This window comes from Vibrio sp. 10N.286.52.C3 (assembly GCF_041468865.1).
Classification (GTDB): domain Bacteria; phylum Pseudomonadota; class Gammaproteobacteria; order Enterobacterales; family Vibrionaceae; genus Vibrio; species Vibrio crassostreae_C.
Window position 1 is genome coordinate 25,440 of the sequence record NZ_JBFRJM010000050.1, and the last position, 19,681, is coordinate 45,120.

The window sequence follows — 19,681 nt, forward strand, 5'->3', positions numbered from 1 at the left end:
GCGCTTTAATGGTGCGGGATTTTTACTATTGTTTCAATGCTTGATAAATGTTTTCTGCCAAAGAATGACTAATGCCCGGCACTTTGGCTATTTCTTCGACAGTTGCACGCTTAAGTTCTTGTAAGCCACCCATATATTTCAGCAAAGCTTGACGACGTTTAGGTCCTACCCCTTCAATTCCTTCCAAAGCACTGGTTCTGCGCGTTTTACCACGTTTCGCCCTGTGCCCTGCAATCGCATGATTATGGCTCTCATCACGAATGTGCTGGATAAGATGCAGCGCTGGTGCATCGCTAGGTAAATTAAACTCTTCACCTTCAAGGGTTACCAAAGTTTCTAAACCCGGTTTACGCGTCACGCCTTTCGCAATACCCATCATTCTTGGTCTAAACGGCCAATCACCCCAATATTGAGAAATGATCTCATGAGCGCGGTTTAGCTGACCTTTACCACCATCGATAAAGATGATGTCTGGGATCTTGTCGACATCGAGCTGCTTCGAATAACGTCTCTCAAGCGCCTGAGCCATCGCTGCGTAATCATCGCCACCTGTAATGCCGGTGATGTTGTAACGACGGTACTCTGGTTTAACCGGGCCTTCTTGATTGAACACCACACACGACGCAATCGTGCTTTCACCCATGGTATGACTGATATCAAAACATTCCATGCGCTTGATAGCATCCATCGACAGCACTTCTTGGAGCTCTTTGAAGCGCTGATTAATCGTCATCTTGTGATTAATCTTGGTGGTAATAGCCGTCAATGCATTGGTATTAGACAATTTAAGGTAACGACCTCGAGTACCTGAAGGGTTGGTATTGAAGTGAATCTTACGACCCGCTACTTCACACAAGGCTTCTTGAATCGGTGTGACATCTTCCATCAAATCGGCATTGAGAATCAAACGGGTTGGGATGGTTCTCGCTTCACTATGCGCAAGATAGTATTGGCTTAAAAAGCTCGAAAAGACCTCTTCTCGCACCGTATTGTTGGGAATTTTAGGGAAATGGCTTCTACTGCCTAAAACCTTGCCTTGGCGAATCATCAAGATATGAATACACGCTACGCCATTCTCTTGAGCAAATCCCAACACGTCCATATCTTCCATTGAATCGTCAGATACGTATTGTTGTTCTTGCACACGTCGAATCGCTTGGATTTGATCACGGAAAGCGGCAGCTTGTTCAAAACGAAGCTCACGGCTTGCCTTGTCCATTTTGTCGATGAGCGTCTCAAGGACTAATTTGTCTTTCCCTTGCAGGAACAGACGAACGTAGTCGATAAGTTCACTGTACTCTTCATCAGAGATGATTGAGCTAACACATGGCGCAGCACAACGACCAATCTGATACATCAAACACGGGCGCGTTCTATTGGCATAAACCGTATCTTCACACTGGCGGGCAGGGAAAATCTTTTGGATTAGGTGTAGCGTCTCACGCACAGCGCCGGAATCAGGGTAAGGACCAAAGTATTCGCCCTTTTTCTTCTTAGCACCACGGTGCATCGACAAACGAGGATGCTTGTGACCGCTAATAAAAATATAAGGGTACGACTTATCATCACGCAAAAGTACGTTGTATTTAGGCAAGTACTGCTTGATGTAGTTGTGCTCAAGAATGAGCGCTTCTGTTTCCGTGTGCGTTACAGTGACATCGATCTTGTCAATATTACTAACTAGAGCGCGTGTTTTTTCACTGTCGACTTTTTTACGGAAATAACTGGAAAGGCGTTTTTTGAGGTTCTTAGCTTTACCGACGTAAATAACGGCAGCCTCGGCGTTATACATTCGATAAACGCCGGGCTGCTCTGTTACTGTCTTGAGGAATGAGACTGAGTCAAACAAGTTGGTCACTATACGATCTCAGTGTTAAAGGGTCTCAGTGTCTAACATTCCATGTCTAATCGCTAAATGCGTCAGCTCTACATCGCCACTGATATCCAGCTTACTGAACAAGCGGTAGCGGTAACTGTTGACTGTTTTAGGACTTAGATTGAGTTGTTCTGAAATATCCGTCACTTTCTGACCTTTGGTAATCATCATCATGATTTGAAGTTCACGTTCAGATAAGTCTGCGAATGGATTTTCAGACGCAGGCGAGAATTGGCTCAAAGCCATCTGCTGCGCAATTTCTGGTGAAATGTATCGTTGGCCACTATTAACCACTCGAATTGCATTTACCATTTCATCCGGACCAGCCCCTTTAGTAAGGTAACCAGCAGCTCCAGCTTGCATCACTTTAGTTGGAAACGGATTTTCCGTATGAACAGTTAAAACGATGATTTTAACATCAGGGTTGAAACGCAAGATCTTCTTGGTTGCTTCTAAGCCACCAATACCAGGCATATTCATATCCATCAAAATAACGTCAGTATTGTTAGTACGACACCATTTTGCAGCATCTTCACCGCTTTCAGCTTCCCCTGCTACGTTCATTCCACGGACGTCTTCAATAATACGTCGTATCCCTGTGCGAACCAGCTCGTGATCATCTACAAGGAAAACATTTATCAAACTTGTATCTCCACACTATTAATTGGCTCTGCAACCACTGTGTCATTTCATCTGTTTGAAACAATTGAACAAAGGAACAGTGGATCGCAGCATTGAGTACATCTTAACTTAATTACTAAAAAAAAGCTCTGTTGAATATGTGCTGAAACACGAACTTTAGCAAGTACTTATTAACAAATAAGCTAACTAAAACAACAAGCTTTTTCTAAAAATCAAACAGTTAAAACAACACCCAATAAAATTACATAAGATAAAGATATTTTCAATACCATTGAATAACCATTCGCGACAATTTCACTTATTTGCTTATAGAGTCCCGTTATTTGCCTCTACTAACTAGAATTTAGTTAGTATTTTTACTGCCTTTTGTGCGCAGAAGGTCGCTAGATGGTAGTATTCGATTCCCCAATTCAATAGGTTACTACATTGGATATTCAGCAAGGCTTTGTACTCACAAGACAAGCAAGAGATTTTTCAGGGCGCACACAAATCGACTTGTGGTTAAGCACCCCTCAAGGCCCTACTCTGCTGACGATTCAAAATGAAAAACCGGTATTTTTTGTCGCTCAATCTGACGTTGAGGCATGTCAGGCAATCGCAGCGAAAGAGTCGATCGATTGCCAATTTAAGCCTCTAGAATTAGCCACATTCGAGCAAACACCTCTCGCCGCGTGTTACACCTCACTGTCGAGAAGCAGCTTTGGTTTAGCGCAAGCCTTTCACAACGAAGAAATCCAAACCTTTGAAAGCGATATTCGACTCGCCGATCGATTCTTGATGGAACGTTTTATCAAGGGAAGTATTGAGTTCACCGGATCTGCTGTGCAAAAAAATCAGCATCGTCGAGTCTCAAACGCAAAATGCCGAGCAGGTGATTACTTACCCAGTCTATCTGTGGTCTCGCTTGATATTGAGTGTTCGGAAAAAGGCGTGCTTTATTCAATTGGCCTAGACAGCCCGATGGACAGCCGAGTAATCATGGTCGGCGAAGCACAACAAGCTGAAACCAATATCCAATGGGTTGCCAACGAGAAAGCGCTACTTGAAGCCATGATAGCTTGGTTCTCTGAATTTGATCCTGACATCATCATTGGCTGGAATGTTATCGACTTCGATTTTAGGCTGCTGCACAAACGTTCAGAATGGAACGAAGTGAAGCTCAACATCGGCAGAGACAACCAACCGAGCTTTTTCCGCAGTTCTGCTCAAAATCAGCAAGGTTTTATCACGATTCCGGGGCGCGTTGTCTTGGATGGTATTGATATGCTCAAGACAGCGACCTACCACTTCCGTTCTTGGTCTCTTGAGTCGGTATCGCAAGAGCTGCTTGGGGAAGGCAAAGACATCCATAACGTTCATGACCGTATGGATGAGATAAACCGAATGTTTAAGTTCGATAAACCCTCACTCGCTAAGTACAACCTTCAAGACTGCGTACTGGTAAACAGCATCTTCGAGCACACTCACCTACTCGACTTCGCGATTGAGCGCTCTCGATTAACCGGTGTTGAGCTGGATCGCGTTGGTGGCTCTGTTGCGGCCTTTACTAACTTATATCTGCCTCAAATCCACAGAGCGGGTTATGTCGCACCGAACTTAGAGCCAGAGAATTGGATTGCGAGCCCCGGCGGTTATGTGATGGATTCAATTCCCAATCTGTACGACTCGGTTTTGGTACTCGATTTTAAGAGCCTGTATCCATCGATCATTCGCTCGTTTCTGATTGACCCTATGGGACTAATTGAAGGGTTGAAGCTTGAACTAGGCCCAGCAGAAAACCAAGCCGTTGATGGCTTTCGAGGTGGGCAATTCCACCGCTCTAAACACTTCTTGCCCGAGATGATCGAAAACCTTTGGGCTGCACGTGATGTGGCGAAGAAGAAGAACGAGAAAGCGTTCTCTCAGGCGATTAAGATCATCATGAACTCATTCTATGGTGTGTTAGGTTCGTCTGGTTGTCGTTTCTTCGATACCCGGTTAGCGTCTTCAATTACCATGCGTGGACATGAGATCATGAAGCAAACCAAGGTTCTGATCGAAGACAAAGGCTATCAAGTGATTTACGGCGATACCGATTCAACCTTCGTGTCTCTGAACGGCAGTTATGATCAGCAAAAAGCAGACGAGATCGGGAACACACTGGTCGCTTACATCAACGATTGGTGGACGAATCACTTAAAAGAGACCCACAACCTAACCTCAATACTCGAATTGGAATACGAGACTCACTATCGCAAGTTTCTAATGCCGACCATTAGAGGTTCAGAAACCGGCTCGAAGAAACGTTATGCCGGATTAATCACTCAAGGCGATAAAGAAAAGATCATATTTAAAGGGCTTGAGAGTGCACGCACCGATTGGACACCTCTCGCACAGCAATTCCAACAAACCTTGTATGAGATGGTGTTTCACGATCAAGATCCAACCGACTACGTCAGACAGTTTGTTGATGAAACCTCTGCTGGCAAACATGATGATTTATTGGTGTATCAAAAGCGCTTACGCCGCAAATTACATGAATACCAAAAGAACATTCCGCCGCAGGTTCGCGCAGCTCGTATGGCCGATGAGATCAATGCTCAGTTAGGGCGCCCTCTTCAATACCAAAATAAAGGACGCATTGAGTATTTGATTACTCTGAGTGGCCCTGAGCCCAAGGAGTATTTAAAGAGTGGTATCGATTATCAGCACTATATCGACAAGCAGATTAAACCGGTCGCAGAGGCAATACTGCCCTTCATCGGTTTAGACTTTGAAAGAGTTAGTGGGCAGCAGTTGGGTTTGTTCTAGCACTATATTCAATATGCTCTTAAAACGAAAAAAGCAGAGATATGTTCTTCAGCACACTCTGCTTTTTAGTATCAATGGATCGGTTATAAATCTCTATCCGATTCTGAACTCGGTTTTCTGATACTGCTTAATCAACCACTCACCAAAGCCATCAAGAATACCGATCACCGAACGTTTAGGGATTGGTCGACCAGAAAGTAAAATGCCCAACCTTTGGATTTCGACTTCTCGATCTGGGTGATACTTCAAGAACTGTTGGCCACATTCAACAGGATCATCGTACCAATATTTATCGCGGTACATCACCAGTGAGTAACTCGCCCGTAGAAGCTTCTTGGCAATAATCACCTGCGCAGCGACTTGTTGTTCTGGCGTTGTCGCTCGTGCGATCTTGTTGCGATACACCGCCAACCAGTTTTCCGCATCCATATTCCAGTGCTTAGCGATTTCCCAACTTGTTTCAAAATCACCATAGCAGTCTGATAAGTCTTCACCATGCACACACACGGCTAAATGCTTGAGCATAAAACCCCAAGTGAAGATATTGTCGAAATCGACTATCTCACTCACTAAGGTAGTTTTTATCGCCACTTGAGTTACCTGCGGGAAGCTCTTTTGGAAACGCCATTTGATGGTGTTCAACAAAGTGGTTCGTTGGTCAGGAAACGGTCGATGGGTCACCACAACCACATCTAGATTGGAGCGACCGAAGACGGCTTGCTTACGAGCCACACTGCCATAAATATAAATACTGTGCAGATTAGATCCTAACCCACCTTTTAGAAAGGTAATCAGATCGTTAACCACAGGTTGAAATTCAGGTTGAAAAGGCTGTGTTGGGTCAATAACGGGTAGCTGCATAGGTCGTTTCGGTAAATAAAATAATGATTTAACTATAACTCTATGATCGCCTAGGTGACTTTATGATTCAAGCTATTCCTATTTATAGCATCTCCGAGATATAATCAGCGGATAGACCCACTAAGGACAAACACAAAATGCCTAGAGCAAGTGAAATTAAAAAAGGTTTTGCTATCACAGTAGAAAGCAAAACAGTGATCGTTAAAGATATCGAAGTAACAACACCAGGCGGCCGTGGCGGCCAAAAGATTTACCGCTTCCGTGGTAACGATGTAGCAACTGGCGTTAAAACTGAAGTTCGCCACAAGGCTGACGAAATTGTTGAAACTATTGACGTAACTAAGCGTGCAGTAATGTTCTCTTACGTTGATGGCAACGAGTACATCTTCATGGACAACGAAGATTACACACAATTCATCTTCAACGGTGAGACTATCGAAGACGAACTACTGTTCATCAACGAAGAAACTCAAGGCATGTACGCGATCCTTATCGACGGCAACGCTGCAACGCTTGAGCTACCAACATCTGTTGAACTAGTTATCGAAGAGACTGATCCTTCAATCAAAGGTGCATCAGCGTCTGCTCGTACTAAGCCTGCTCGTCTTTCTACAGGTCTTACTATTCAAGTACCTGAATACATCGCGACTGGCGACAAAGTAGTAGTAAACACTGCTGAACGTAAATACATGAACCGCGCAAGCTAAGATACTTATTATGACCGAAGCTAACGACCTAATGTCTTATGACGACGCAATTGACACTGCATACGACATCTTCCTAGAGATGGCACCTGACAACCTAGAGCCTGCAGACGTGATTCTTTTCACTGCTCAGTTTGAAGATCGTGGCGCAGCAGAGCTTGTTGAAACTGGCGATGATTGGGTTGAACATGTTGGCTTTGAAGTCGACAAAGAGATCTACGCTGAAGTGCGCATTGGTCTTGTGAATGAAGCTGATGACGTTCTAGACGACGTATTTGCTCGCATGTTAATCAGCCGTGATCCAGAACATAAGTTCTGTCACATGCTGTGGAAACGCGACTAATACCGCTGTTGACGCTCATCTGCATGAGTAAACAAGTATTCATGTAAGCGAGTTAAAAGTTAGCCGAGCCCATTGCTCGGCTATTTTTATCACGCTATTTTCCATCGTGATTCATCACTTTCATCATCAACGTTAGATTCACTGATTATGACCAAAGCAAAAACAGACACACAATCAAAAGGCTATGCCTGCATTGGCCTAGTTAACCCAAAGACGCCAGAAAACGTAGGCTCAGTGATGCGAGCAGCTGGCTGCTACGGCGCCAACTCTGTGTTTTACACTGGCACACGCTACGACCATGCGCGAAAATTCCATACCGATACCAAAGAAAAGCACTTAGCCCTGCCTTTGATTGGTGTTGAAGAGCTGAAAGATATTATTCCAGTAGGCTGCGTGCCGGTTGCTGTTGATCTGATTGAAGGTGCTAAGCCTCTACCTGATTACAAGCACCCACCACGCGCGTTTTACATTTTTGGCCCAGAAGATGGCACGCTAAAGAAAGAGATCACAGATTTCTGTCGTGAGACGATTTACGTTCCGACCAACGGCTGCATGAACCTAGCAGCATCAGTGAATGTAGTGCTTTACGACCGATTAGCGAAAGGCGATAACTTCTCGAATCATAAGTAAATAGAACGAGATGCGAAAAGATTTATAGATACGTGTAAACGAGATAAGAGATGCGAAGAGCATGCTTACTGCCGATTATGGCAGTATGTTTTCGATACTCGATTACTCGCATCCCGAATCTTTTATTTCTTCTAGACGTAAAAAAACCTGCTCAATGAGCAGGTTTTTTAGTATTCAGTGCTTTTAGCTAATGAAGCTTTACGCGCAATAAATTACGTAATTACTGACGTGTTCTTGGCTTAGCTGGTTTAGCCGGACGACCGTTGTTCAGTTTAGGCTTACTTTTGTTAGCCTGAGGTTTGCCTTTGTTTGCAGCTGGAGCGCTACGACCTGAATCAGGTGTTGTAGTACCGCGAGTTGCAGGCTTCTTACGCTTAGTTTGGTTGCTACGGCCTTTTGGTGCGTTTGCACGCTCTTCGTGACGCTTAACAGCGCGACGAATTTTTTGGCTACGAGAACGCTCACGCTTACGAGAAGTGTTTGAAGGATCAAGATCCAACAGTGTCTCTTTCTCAGGCTTAAGCTCAACAAGCTCACGCAAGTAGTTAACTTCTTGAAGATCTAGCTCTTTCCAACCGCCACGAGGCAGTTTCTTATCAAGGTAGATATCACCGTAACGTACACGTTTCAGGCGGCTTACTGTTGTTTCTTGTGATTCCCAAAGACGACGAACTTCACGGTTACGACCTTCGTTAATCGCTACATAGAAAGTATGGTTCATACCTTCACCACCAGCGTAAACCACATCTTCAAAACGAGCCATGCCGTCTTCTAGTTGTACGCCACGAGTAACGTTTTTAACTTTCTGCTCAGTCACTTCACCGAATACACGTACTAGGTACTCACGCTCAACCTGACGGCTTGGGTGCATTAGACGGTTTGCAAGCTCACCATCAGTAGTGAAAAGCAAAAGGCCTGATGTGTTTGCATCAAGACGACCAACTGAAATCCAACGAGAACCACGGATCTTAGGTAGACGATCGAAAACAGTACGGCGGCCTTCAGGGTCGTGACGAGTACAAAGCTCACCTTCAGGTTTGTAGTAAGCAAGTACACGACAAACCACTTCTTCAGAAGCCTTGCCTGAAACAGTATGGCCATCGATACGGATCACTGAGTTCTCGTCTTCAAGACGCTCGCCCAGTTTCGCAACTTGACCGTTAACACTTACACGACCAGATTTGATTAAACCTTCTAGTTCACGACGAGAACCGTGACCAGCTCGCGCTAAAACCTTCTGTAATTTTTCGCTCATTTACTCTTTTCTACCTAATTGTCGTCTTCACAGACGTCGAATGAATTTTTCACGACCAAATCGCGGTCGCGTATTATCGCAAATAACCTGCCAAAAAGCACTTGTTATTTACTGTGGCAGGTTTGCTGTATCGTTACAGACTGTTAATCAGTAAAGCGATTATTCAAACGGCGCAGGATCGCCAGCACCACGACGTAGAACCACGGCATCATCGTCACTGAAGTCAATAACGGTCGTCGGTTGCTCACCTAAGTAACCGCCATTCAAAATCACATCAACCGCATGCTCTAGGCTGTCACGAATTTCTTCTGGATCCGACTCTGTAGTCTCGTTACCCGGAAGAATCAGAGACGTCGACATCAGTGGTTCGCCCATCGCTTCCAACAGGTCGAGTGCAATCTTGTTGTCTGGGACACGAATACCAATCGTTTTACGCTTGGCGTTCATCAAACGCTTTGGCACTTCTTTAGTTGCTTTAAAGATAAACGTGTAAGCACCTGGCGTGTGTGCTTTCAGCAGACGGAAAGCCACGTTATCAACGCGTGCATACAGTGATAACTCAGAAAGATCACGGCATAACAAGGTGAAATTGTGCTTGTCATCGATGCGACGAATTTTACAGATACGTTCAAGTGCTTGTTTGTTTTCAAGCTGACAGCCCAGCGCATAACCGGAATCTGTTGGATAAACCACAACGCCGCCATTGCGAATAATCGCAACCGCTTGAGTAATTAAGCGTGCTTGTGGGTTATCTGGGTGTACATAAAAAAACTGGCTCATTGTTGATCCTCGTTATCGAATCTCTCGACTCTATCATCAGAAGGAGCTGGCTCACCTAAAGACTATTCAGATGGTGAAACCGTTTGAAACTCCCAATCTTTCCATACTTCTTCGACCCCAGAAGGTAGCCAGAGATTGCGTCCAAGTTCCATCCACGGAGATGGGTAATGGAAATCACTGCCTTGGGAGGCTAATAGTTTGTATTGTATAGCATAATCCGCGAGTGTGCGTCTTTCTTGTTGCGCTTGCTGAGGTTGAGCTACTTCCATCGCATCCCCTTTCGCTTCAACAAATGCCGCTAGCAGGCGCTTAACCCACTTGGCTGTAAGTCCATATCGCCCAGGGTGAGCGAGTACGGCTTGTCCACCAGCAGCATGAATAGCCGTGACAGCATCACTCATTGAACACCAAGTTGGCGGCACATAACCTGGGTTATTACGAGTAAGAAACTTTTTAAACACCTGCTGCATAGTTTTCGCATAGCCATTGTCGACTAGCCACTTAGCAAAGTGAGCGCGAGTGATTGGTGCATCACCCGCAATCAATTTAACTTCTTCTAACACCCCTTCACGAGTCGCTTTCTCAAGACGGTGAGCGATCATCTCAGCACGCCCAATACGGTGTTGCTTCTGTTGTTCAATGAGCGCTTTGAGTTCTGGTGACTCAGGATCAACGTTTAACCCAACAATATGGATATCTTTGTTTTGCCAAACAGTCGAAATCTCAATGCCGTTTATCAACTGAATAGGAAGGTTGTTATCCGCAATGTAGCTGCGTGCTTCAGCAAGCCCATCAGTCGTGTCATGATCTGTAATCGCTAGCGCTTCGATGTTAAAGCCAAGCGCTCGGTCAATTAGCTCAGGTGGAGTAAGTCGGCCATCTGAGGCTGTTGTATGACTATGTAGATCAATTCTCATATATTCTTTTTCATTGTTTTCAATTTTTATCGTTATATTTGTGTCAACACACTTGACCCGCAAGCAGAAAACTAGTTAACTAGTACACAAATACGAAGTATCACATTTGATAGGTTCACCATGTTACAAGAATTTAACCAAAACCATAAAGATAAAGTTTTAGAACTTTCTTCAGTAGAAGCAAGTTCAGAGCTTAATTGGTGGCGCACTTGGACAAGTTCTTGGTGGGCTAACGTGTACTTCTAATTAAACAGTTTGTTTATAAAAAAGTTATCACTAAGCCCGCTTTAATAGCGGGCTTTTTAATTTGTCGAACATCTCACATTCAACTGACTAACAAATCATCGAATTGACCATATTCTAGATTGGGTGAAAGGTATCTTTATGCGACTATGTACGGCAGGAAATTTAAAGAATCATAAAGGAGGTCTTGTGAACAAGGCCATTGAAATCAAAAAGCTGGGAACCATTGAGGTCATCAATTCCTCAGTTCCTTACTCGCAAGATCCAACCAGCGTTTTTCATACTTTGTGTGAAAACAAAACTGATAGTCTTTTGTTGGAATCTGCCGAGATTGAATCTAAACAGAACCTGACAAGCCTACTCCTTATCGACTCTGCTGTTCGCATCGTATGTCGCGGACATGAAGTAACCTTTCAAGCATTGACTGAAAACGGTCAAGCGCTTATCGAACATCTCACTCAAAACGTGAAAGCAGAAATTAAATCTGACCTTACTGATAACGTTTTGACGCTGACTTTTATCGAACCAAGCAACGAATTAGACGAAGACTCACGTTTAAGAGAAGCCTCTTCATTCGATGCACTGCGTTTGGTTCAGCACAGCTTTGAGCAAGACGCGGATAACAAACACGCATTATTCATGGCGGGCTTATTCGCTTACGACATCGTGGCAAACTTTGAGCCATTAGGTGATGCTGAAGCAACCAACAATTGTCCTGACTTTGTCTTCTATGTAGCTGAAACACTATTGCGTTTCGATCACCAAGAGAACGAAGGCCTACTTCACGCGAGCTTATTTGCTCAAGATGACAACATCAAAGCGCAATTAACTGACCGTCTAGCCGACATTCAAACTCAGTGTCAGTCCCTGAAAGCCATCACTGAAGTAACGCCGTTAGACAACGTTGAAGCTGTACCTAGCGTTTCAGATGAAGACTTCTGCCAAACGGTTCGTGATTTAAAAGAGTACGTAGTTAAAGGCGATGTATTCCAAGTGGTACCTTCACGCCGCTTCACTCTACCTTGCCCTGCCCCACTGGCGGCTTATAAAGAACTCAAACAAAGCAACCCAAGCCCTTACATGTTCTACATGCAAGACGAGCTGTTTACTCTGTTCGGTGCATCTCCAGAAAGCGCGCTGAAATACGAGACAGAAACCAACCAAATCGAGATCTACCCGATTGCTGGTACTCGTCGTCGTGGTAAGCGCCCTGACGGTCAAATCGATTTCGACCTAGACAGCCGTATCGAGCTTGAACTGCGTACCGACAAGAAAGAAAACGCCGAGCACATGATGCTAGTTGACCTAGCGCGTAACGATGTGGCACGTATTGCCGAAGCTGGCACTCGCCACGTAGCAGACTTACTGAAAGTAGACCGCTACAGCCATGTAATGCACTTGGTTTCTCGTGTTGTTGGTCAGCTCCGTGAAGACTTAGATGCTCTGCACGCTTACCAAGCTTGTATGAACATGGGCACGCTAACGGGCGCACCAAAAATCCGCGCAATGCAGCTTATTCGAGACGTAGAAAAAACGCGTCGTGGTAGCTACGGTGGTGCAGTCGGTTATCTAACTGGTGAAGGGACTCTAGATACTTGTATCGTAATTCGCTCTGCTTACGTTGAAGATGGCGTGGCACAAGTACAAGCAGGCGCTGGGGTCGTATTTGACTCAGACCCACAAGCAGAAGCCGATGAAACTCGCGGCAAGGCACAAGCGGTTATCTCAGCGATTCAAGCAGCTCATACTAAGAACCTAACAAATAAGAAGGAGTCGTAATCATGGCTGATATTGTATTCATCGATAACTTCGACTCGTTCACTTACAACCTTGTAGACCAATTTCGTTCATTAGGTCACAGCGTAAAAATTTACCGTAACAACATTCCTGCAAAAGTAGTTGAAGCGGCGATCAACGAACTAGACAACCCTGTTGCACTGCTTTCACCAGGCCCTGGCGCTCCAGCAGATGCGGGCTGTATGCCAGAGCTGATTCAGCTTCTAAAAGGTAAAGTGCCAATGATTGGTATTTGCTTAGGCCACCAAGCGATTGTTGAAGCCTATGGCGGCACCGTTGCAGGCGCTGGCGAAATCATTCATGGTAAGGTGTCGATGATGGAACACCAAAACCATGCGACTTACCAAGGCTTACCTTCGCCATTGGCTATCGCTCGCTACCACTCTTTAGTGGCAACGCATGTATCTGATAGCCTAACGGTGACCGCTGAAGTAGATGATTTGGTGATGTCTGTGGTTCAAGAACAAGACAAGGTGTGTGGATTCCAATTCCACCCTGAATCAATTATGACGACCTACGGTGCAACGCTTCTAGCAAACGCTATCGAATGGGCTCTTGAGAAACCTCTTCGCCTTGAAAAGACTGGAAAATAGGAAACGATCATGGAACAGATTAATAAACTTTACGAACAGCAGTCTCTTACTCAAGAAGAAAGCCAACAGTTATTTGATGTGATCATCAAGGGTGAACTAGACCCAATCTTGATGGCTTCTGCGCTAACTGCACTGAAAATCAAAGGCGAAACGCCCGATGAAATTGCAGGCGCAGCAAAAGCACTACTTGCGAATGCAAACCCGTTCCCGCGCCCTGATTACGATTTCGCAGACATCGTAGGTACAGGTGGCGACGGTCACAACACCATCAATATCTCGACGACTTCTGCATTTGTTGCCGCAGCGTGTGGCTTAAAAGTCGCGAAGCACGGTAACCGCAGCGTATCGAGCAAATCAGGCTCTTCTGACTTACTGGATTCGTTCGGTATCAACCTAGCGATGACAGCTGAAGACACACGTACGGCTGTTGATGAACTTGGCGTAGCATTCCTATTTGCTCCGCAATATCACGTTGGTGTACGTCACGCGATGCCGGTTCGTCAAACAATGAAAACGCGCACTATCTTCAATATTCTTGGCCCACTGATTAACCCTGCTCGCCCTAACATCGAGCTAATGGGTGTTTACAGCAAAGAGCTGGTACGCCCTATCGCAGAAACCATGCTGCAAATGGGCATGAAGCGCGCGGCGGTTGTTCACGGTAGCGGCCTTGATGAAGTAGCGATTCACGGCGAAACCATGGTTGCTGAAATCAAAGATGGCACAATTCACGAATACACAGTGACACCAGCAGACTTTGGTTTGAACACTCACCCTCTTGAAGCAATCAAGGGCGGCGAGCCAGAAGAGAACAAAGCCATCACAACCGATATCCTGACGGGTAAAGGCACTGATGCTCAAGTTGGCGCAGTGGCAGTCAACGTTGCTCTACTGATGCGTCTGTTTGGTCACGAAGACCTAAAAGCCAACGCACAGCAAGCAATTGACGCGATGAACTCTGGCAAAGCATACGAGCTTGTACAAAAGCTTGCTGCACACGCCTAACGAACGACGAATCGAGACAAAGAACATGACACAGACTACCGATAAACTGTCGACCCACGTTTCAGTCAAAGAAGCTGAAATGGCGGAAGTATTAGCAAAAATCGTTCGTGATAAATACCAATGGGTTGAAGCACGTAAGCAGACTCAACCATTAGACGAGTTTAAAGCGTCACTAACTGCAACAGACCGCAGCTTTTATGACGCTCTGAGCGGAGAACAAACGGTTTTCATCACTGAATGTAAAAAGGCCTCTCCGTCAAAAGGTTTAATCCGTGACGAGTTTGACCTCGACTACATTGCTTCTGTTTACAACAACCACGCAAACGCGATTTCTGTGCTGACAGACGAGAAGTACTTCCAAGGTGACTTTGAGTTTTTACCGAAAGTTCGCAGCATTGCTAAGCAGCCTATCCTGTGTAAAGACTTCATGGTTGATACCTACCAAGTGTATCTAGCTCGTCATTACTCAGCTGATGCTATCTTGTTAATGCTATCGGTATTAGATGACGAAGAGTACAAAGCGCTGGCGGAAGTCGCTCACTCACTCAACATGGGTGTATTGACCGAAGTCAGCAACGAAGAAGAGCTTCACCGTGCAGTCGCTCTAAACGCTAAGGTGATCGGCATTAACAACCGTAATCTTCGTGACCTTTCGACTGATTTGAACCGTACTAAAGAGTTGGCGCCGCTGATTCGCGAACTGGCTCCAAACGCAGTTGTGATTTCAGAGTCTGGCATCTACACACATCAACAAGTTCGTGACCTTTCAACGTTTGCAGATGGCTTCCTAATCGGTAGCTCTCTAATGGCAGAGAAGAACCTCGAGCTTGCGGTACGCAAAGTAACACTGGGTGAAAACAAGGTGTGTGGTTTAACTCACTCTGACGATGCAGCAAAGGCTTATCAAGCTGGTGCGGTATTCGGTGGTCTGATATTCGTTGAAGCATCTAAGCGTCATGTGGATATCGAAGCGGCTCGTTTGACTATGAGCGGCGCACCTTTGAACTACGTGGGTGTGTTCCAAAACCACAGCGTTACTGACGTTGCGAAAACGGTTTCTGAGCTAGGCCTGTTCGCTGTGCAATTGCACGGTGATGAGTCTCAAGCGTTTGTCGATGAGCTAAAACAGTCACTACCTGAAAGCGTTGAGATTTGGAAAGCTTACGGTGTTTCTCCCGATGCTGAGAGCTCGCTACCAGAATTACTGGAAAGCAACGTGACTCGTCACCTGCTAGATACTAAAGTGGGTTCTCAAACCGGTGGCACAGGCCAAGTGTTCGATTGGAACCTAATCAACAACCAAAGCGCAATCATGTTGGCGGGTGGTCTAACCCCAGAAAATGCTAACCAAGCGGCTAAGTTGGGTTGCTTAGGATTAGACCTAAACTCTGGTGTTGAATCTGCTCCAGGCAAAAAAGACGCAGACAAACTGCAACGTGCTTTTGCTGCGATTCGTAATTACTAGTCCAAGCTCGGCGCTAGAAATTAGAAAGCAGAAACTAAAAACATATTTGTGAGCTTTGCCTTTTGCGAAGCTCAAACAAGATTAAATGACTTGGTGTGAATACACATCAGTAGAATTGAAGGAATAACACAATGGCTAAACTCGATGCCTACTTTGGTGAATACGGTGGTCAATACGTACCGCAGATTCTAGTGCCAGCACTAGACCAACTTGAACAAGCATTTATCGATGCACAAGCCGATCCTGAGTTCCGCAGCGAATTCATGACGCTTCTTCAAGAGTACGCTGGTCGTCCAACGGCACTAACGCTAGCACGCAACCTAACAAAAGGTACAAAAACAAAACTGTACCTAAAGCGTGAAGATCTACTTCACGGCGGTGCTCACAAGACAAACCAAGTTCTTGGTCAAGCATTGCTAGCAAAACGTATGGGTAAGCAGGAAATCATCGCTGAAACTGGCGCAGGCCAACACGGTGTGGCAACGGCTCTAGCGTGTGCTCTACTAGGTCTTAAGTGTCGTGTTTACATGGGTGCAAAAGACGTTGAACGTCAAAGCCCGAACGTGTTCCGTATGAAGCTAATGGGCGCAGAGGTTATCCCTGTTCATTCTGGCTCTTCAACGCTAAAAGATGCGTGTAACGAAGCACTACGTGACTGGTCTGCAACTTATGAAGACGCGCATTACCTATTGGGTACTGCAGCGGGTCCTCACCCATTCCCAACGATTGTTCGTGATTTCCAACGCATGATTGGTGAAGAAACGAAGAACCAAATTCTAGCTCGTGAAGGTCGCCTTCCTGATGCGGTTATCGCTTGTGTCGGCGGTGGTTCGAACGCTATCGGTATGTTTGCGGATTTCATTGAAGAAGAAACTGTTCGCCTAATCGGTGTAGAGCCGGCTGGTAAAGGTATTGATACCGACCAACACGGCGCGCCGCTTAAGCACGGTAAAACCGGTATCTTCTTCGGCATGAAAGCGCCACTGATGCAAGATGAGAACGGCCAAGTAGAAGAGTCTTACTCTGTATCTGCGGGTCTAGACTTCCCATCAGTTGGTCCTCAACACGCGCACCTAAATGCTATTGGCCGTGCTGAATACGACAACGTGACCGACGACGAAGCGCTAGAAGCGTTCCAATTGATTGCACGTAAAGAAGGTATTATCGCAGCGCTAGAGTCATCTCATGCTTTGGCTCATGCTGTTAAAATGGCTCACGATGACCCAGAGAAAGAACAGCTATTAGTGGTTAATCTATCTGGTCGTGGTGATAAAGACATCTTCTCTGTACACGACATTCTTAAAGAGAAAGGAGCATTATAATGGATCGCTATCAATCACTCTTCACTCGCTTAGCTGAAAAGAATCAGGGCGCATTTGTACCATTTGTAACGGTTGGCGATCCTAACCCTCAGCAGTCTCTTAAGATCATGGAAACACTCGTTGAAGCGGGTGCTGATGCACTTGAACTTGGTATTCCATTCTCAGATCCGCTTGCAGATGGCCCGACAATCCAAGGTGCAAACATTCGCGCGTTAGATTCAAAAGTAACGCCAGATGTGTGTTTTGATCTTATTGGTCAAATTCGTGCTAAATACCCAGATCTGCCAATCGGCCTACTGATGTACGCAAACTTGGTGTACGCACGTGGTATCGAGAACTTCTACGAGCGTTGTGCGAATGCAGGTATCGATTCAGTATTGATTGCTGATGTACCAACCAACGAGAGTGGCGAGTTTGTTGCTGCAGCTAAGAAGTTTGGTATTCACCCAATCTTTATTGCTCCACCAACAGCAAGTGATGAGACGCTTCAATCGGTTTCTGAGCTAGGTGGTGGTTACACTTACCTACTTTCTCGTGCTGGCGTAACGGGTGCAGAAACCAAAGCAAACATGCCTGTGACAGCCCTACTTGACCGTTTGAACAAGTTTGATGCGCCACCAGCACTGCTTGGTTTCGGTATCTCTACTCCTGAGCAAGTAAAAGAAGCCATCGAAGCTGGCGCTGCTGGTGCTATCTCTGGCTCTGCGGTTGTGAAAATCATTGAAAACAACGTTGAACAACCAGAAGCAATGCTTAAAGCACTTGCTGAGTTTGTTACGCCAATGAAAGCGGCAACGCAAAAATAATAAATAGGCTCCCACTAGTGCGATAATTTGCGCTGTGGGAGTTTTTCTCCGAGAACACGTCCAAACCCTCTCAATTGTTAAATTTCTGATAAAAACAACACCTCATACAAACCTGTAGCACACCTATAATACCCCACCAAAACATCACCACTATTTATAAAAATAATGACAAACCAAAAAGCAAACGTTTGCTTTAGTGTGAAAAATCATCAAATGACATTTGATTACTGCTTTTTGGTGTTCTTTCATCTCTGCTCATATTGATAAATGTAAAAGATACGTGTAAAACTTCTCGCGAAATATTAATCCAATGGTACATCGTACATTGGTGAGTAGTTCTGGGATTTTTATATTTAGTAGCACAGAGGTTATGGAAGTGTTAAAAGAAAAGAGTTTACTAAGCAACATCGGCGTTCAAGTCGTTATTGCAATGATCATCGGTACCCTAGTCGGTGCGATGATGGGTGACAGCGCAACTATGTTCGCTCCACTGGGTGCTATCTTCATCAATTTGATCAAGATGCTGGTTATCCCTCTAGTCGCGGTTGCCCTAATTTCAGGTGCTGCTGGTCTAGGCAACAGCTCATCAGCAGGTAAAGTGGGCGTGACCACTCTAGGTTACTTTGCACTAACGTCTGCACTTGCTGTAGCACTAGCGCTAGTAATGGGTGAAATATTCGAACCAGGTCGTGGTATCGATGTTTCTGGCGTTGAAGGCATGTTCTCTTCTGAATACGCTGCGAAAGGTGAACTTCCAACGTTCTGGGCAACCATCACAGGCATGATCCCGACCAACGTTTTCCAATCACTGAATGAAGCAAACATTCTGCAAATTCTAGTTTTCTGCTTATTCTTCGGTATTGCGATTTCTAAACAAGCGAAAGAGAAACGTGACCCTATCATCAATGGCGTAAACGCGATTGTTGACGCTATGGTTTGGATGATCAACAAGGTTATGATCATTGCACCACTTGGCGTATTCGGCCTAATGGCAGAAGCTGTGGGTACATTCGGCTTTGGCGCACTTATGGTTGTGTTCAAACTGTTCGTTGTCTACATCGCTGCGATTCTGATCTTCGGCTTTGTTGCTTACCCGCTAATGATTCAAATCTTCACTAAGACTTCTGCTAAGAAGTTCCTAGTGGCAATGAAGAAGCCTCAAGCGGTTGCACTATCAACAGCCTCTTCAATGGCGACACTGCCAGTAACAATGGAAACGGTAGAGAAAGAACTTGGCGTTCGTAACTCTACGGCTTCATTCGTTCTGCCACTTGGTGCGACGATCAACATGTCTGGTAACGCAATTTACTACGGCCTAGTTGCTATCTTCTTCGCACAGCTGTTCAACATCGACCTGTCTATGGGCGCTTACATTGCTATCATCGTAACGTCGACTCTAGGCGCAGTTGGTCAAGCAGGTGTTCCAGGTCCTTCTTTCCTAGTGGTTGCGGTTCTTCTAGCAGCTGGTATCCCTATTGAAGGTCTACCTCTGTTGTTCGCTCTAGACCGTATCTTCGACATGATCCGTACTGCTCTAAACATCACTGGTGATGCAGCATGTGCAGTCATCGTTGATTCTCTAATCGAAGACGAAGCGAAAGAAGCTGAGCTACAAAAACAGCAAGCGTAATATTAGGTTCATCGCGGATTAG

The 19,681-nt window shown here is 45.3% G+C and carries 18 protein-coding genes and 1 other annotated feature; of the genes, 12 read left to right on the plus strand and 6 right to left on the minus strand.

Features of this window, described 5'->3' with window-relative positions; genetic code table 11:
- Window positions 1-25 precede the first annotated feature (25 nt).
- Both uvrC and uvrY read right to left on the minus strand, forming a co-directional pair.
- Window positions 26-1,858 carry an excinuclease ABC subunit UvrC gene (gene uvrC / locus AB4138_RS16360; RefSeq protein ID WP_029235668.1) on the minus strand — a complete coding sequence of 611 codons (1,833 nt, stop codon included), beginning with the start codon at window positions 1,856-1,858 and terminating at the stop codon, window positions 26-28.
- A gap of 15 nt (window positions 1,859-1,873) precedes the next feature.
- A complete protein-coding gene (uvrY, locus tag AB4138_RS16365) occupies window positions 1,874-2,518 on the minus strand; it encodes a UvrY/SirA/GacA family response regulator transcription factor (protein WP_004729778.1) in 645 nt (214 codons plus the stop codon).
- Window positions 2,519-2,944: 426 nt separating this feature from the next.
- On the opposite strand from uvrY, the gene AB4138_RS16370 reads away from it, so the two are divergent.
- On the plus strand, window positions 2,945-5,308 hold the full coding sequence (locus AB4138_RS16370) for a DNA polymerase II (RefSeq protein ID WP_372306845.1): 2,364 nt from the start codon (window positions 2,945-2,947) through the stop codon (window positions 5,306-5,308).
- 93 nt (window positions 5,309-5,401) lie between these two features.
- On the opposite strand, the gene AB4138_RS16375 is transcribed toward AB4138_RS16370, so the two are convergent.
- Window positions 5,402-6,169, minus strand: coding sequence for a hypothetical protein (locus AB4138_RS16375; RefSeq protein WP_017061494.1), 768 nt, complete (start codon window positions 6,167-6,169; stop codon window positions 5,402-5,404).
- Window positions 6,170-6,306: 137 nt separating this feature from the next.
- Here AB4138_RS16375 and yeiP point away from each other — a divergent pair, with 137 nt between their 5' ends.
- From yeiP to AB4138_RS16390, 3 genes are all read left to right on the plus strand, one after another.
- Window positions 6,307-6,876, plus strand: coding sequence for an elongation factor P-like protein YeiP (gene yeiP, locus AB4138_RS16380; protein ID WP_017055115.1), 570 nt, complete (start codon window positions 6,307-6,309; stop codon window positions 6,874-6,876).
- 10 nt (window positions 6,877-6,886) lie between these two features.
- On the plus strand, window positions 6,887-7,216 hold the full coding sequence (locus AB4138_RS16385; protein WP_004741258.1) for an HI1450 family dsDNA-mimic protein: 330 nt from the start codon (window positions 6,887-6,889) through the stop codon (window positions 7,214-7,216).
- Between the two features lie 147 nt (window positions 7,217-7,363).
- Window positions 7,364-7,846, plus strand: a complete 483-nt coding sequence (locus AB4138_RS16390) for an RNA methyltransferase (RefSeq protein ID WP_017061495.1) — start codon at window positions 7,364-7,366, stop codon at window positions 7,844-7,846.
- Between the two features lie 220 nt (window positions 7,847-8,066).
- Here AB4138_RS16390 and rluB read toward each other — a convergent pair whose 3' ends face one another.
- The 3 genes from rluB to rnm form a co-directional block, all read right to left on the minus strand.
- A complete protein-coding gene (gene rluB, locus AB4138_RS16395) occupies window positions 8,067-9,101 on the minus strand; it encodes a 23S rRNA pseudouridine(2605) synthase RluB (protein ID WP_017055112.1) in 1,035 nt (344 codons plus the stop codon).
- A 159-nt stretch (window positions 9,102-9,260) separates the two neighbouring features.
- Window positions 9,261-9,881: an L-threonylcarbamoyladenylate synthase gene (locus AB4138_RS16400; protein ID WP_009848751.1), complete on the minus strand. Its 621-nt coding sequence runs from the start codon at window positions 9,879-9,881 to the stop codon at window positions 9,261-9,263.
- Between the two features lie 62 nt (window positions 9,882-9,943).
- Window positions 9,944-10,798, minus strand: a complete 855-nt coding sequence (rnm, locus tag AB4138_RS16405; RefSeq protein WP_017061496.1) for an RNase RNM — start codon at window positions 10,796-10,798, stop codon at window positions 9,944-9,946.
- A gap of 120 nt (window positions 10,799-10,918) precedes the next feature.
- Between rnm and AB4138_RS16410 the strand changes: the two genes are divergently transcribed.
- The 8 genes from AB4138_RS16410 (at window position 10,919) to AB4138_RS16445 (ending at window position 19,659) form a co-directional block, all read left to right on the plus strand.
- Window positions 10,919-11,044 (plus strand): trp operon leader peptide, encoded by a 126-nt coding sequence (locus tag AB4138_RS16410; RefSeq protein WP_009848753.1) that lies wholly within the window; start codon window positions 10,919-10,921, stop codon window positions 11,042-11,044.
- Window positions 10,991-11,105, plus strand: a sequence feature (Trp leader region). Its footprint overlaps the gene before it by 54 nt.
- Window positions 11,106-11,230: 125 nt before the next feature.
- Complete coding sequence (locus AB4138_RS16415; RefSeq protein ID WP_017063545.1) at window positions 11,231-12,820, plus strand: anthranilate synthase component 1; 1,590 nt, start codon at window positions 11,231-11,233, stop codon at window positions 12,818-12,820.
- Window positions 12,821-12,822: 2 nt separating this feature from the next.
- Window positions 12,823-13,431, plus strand: coding sequence for an aminodeoxychorismate/anthranilate synthase component II (locus tag AB4138_RS16420; RefSeq protein ID WP_017063544.1), 609 nt, complete (start codon window positions 12,823-12,825; stop codon window positions 13,429-13,431).
- A gap of 9 nt (window positions 13,432-13,440) precedes the next feature.
- Window positions 13,441-14,436 (plus strand): anthranilate phosphoribosyltransferase, encoded by a 996-nt coding sequence (gene trpD, locus AB4138_RS16425; RefSeq protein WP_229647081.1) that lies wholly within the window; start codon window positions 13,441-13,443, stop codon window positions 14,434-14,436.
- 25 nt (window positions 14,437-14,461) lie between these two features.
- Window positions 14,462-15,901 (plus strand): bifunctional indole-3-glycerol-phosphate synthase TrpC/phosphoribosylanthranilate isomerase TrpF, encoded by a 1,440-nt coding sequence (trpCF, locus tag AB4138_RS16430; RefSeq protein ID WP_017063542.1) that lies wholly within the window; start codon window positions 14,462-14,464, stop codon window positions 15,899-15,901.
- 131 nt (window positions 15,902-16,032) lie between these two features.
- Window positions 16,033-17,223: a tryptophan synthase subunit beta gene (gene trpB, locus AB4138_RS16435; protein ID WP_017063541.1), complete on the plus strand. Its 1,191-nt coding sequence runs from the start codon at window positions 16,033-16,035 to the stop codon at window positions 17,221-17,223.
- Window positions 17,223-18,029 (plus strand): tryptophan synthase subunit alpha, encoded by an 807-nt coding sequence (gene trpA / locus AB4138_RS16440; RefSeq protein WP_372306849.1) that lies wholly within the window; start codon window positions 17,223-17,225, stop codon window positions 18,027-18,029. Before trpB ends, trpA begins: the two co-directional genes overlap by 1 nt.
- Window positions 18,030-18,339: 310 nt before the next feature.
- Window positions 18,340-19,659, plus strand: coding sequence for a dicarboxylate/amino acid:cation symporter (locus tag AB4138_RS16445; protein ID WP_346393668.1), 1,320 nt, complete (start codon window positions 18,340-18,342; stop codon window positions 19,657-19,659).
- The last annotated feature ends 22 nt before the right edge of the window (window positions 19,660-19,681 follow it).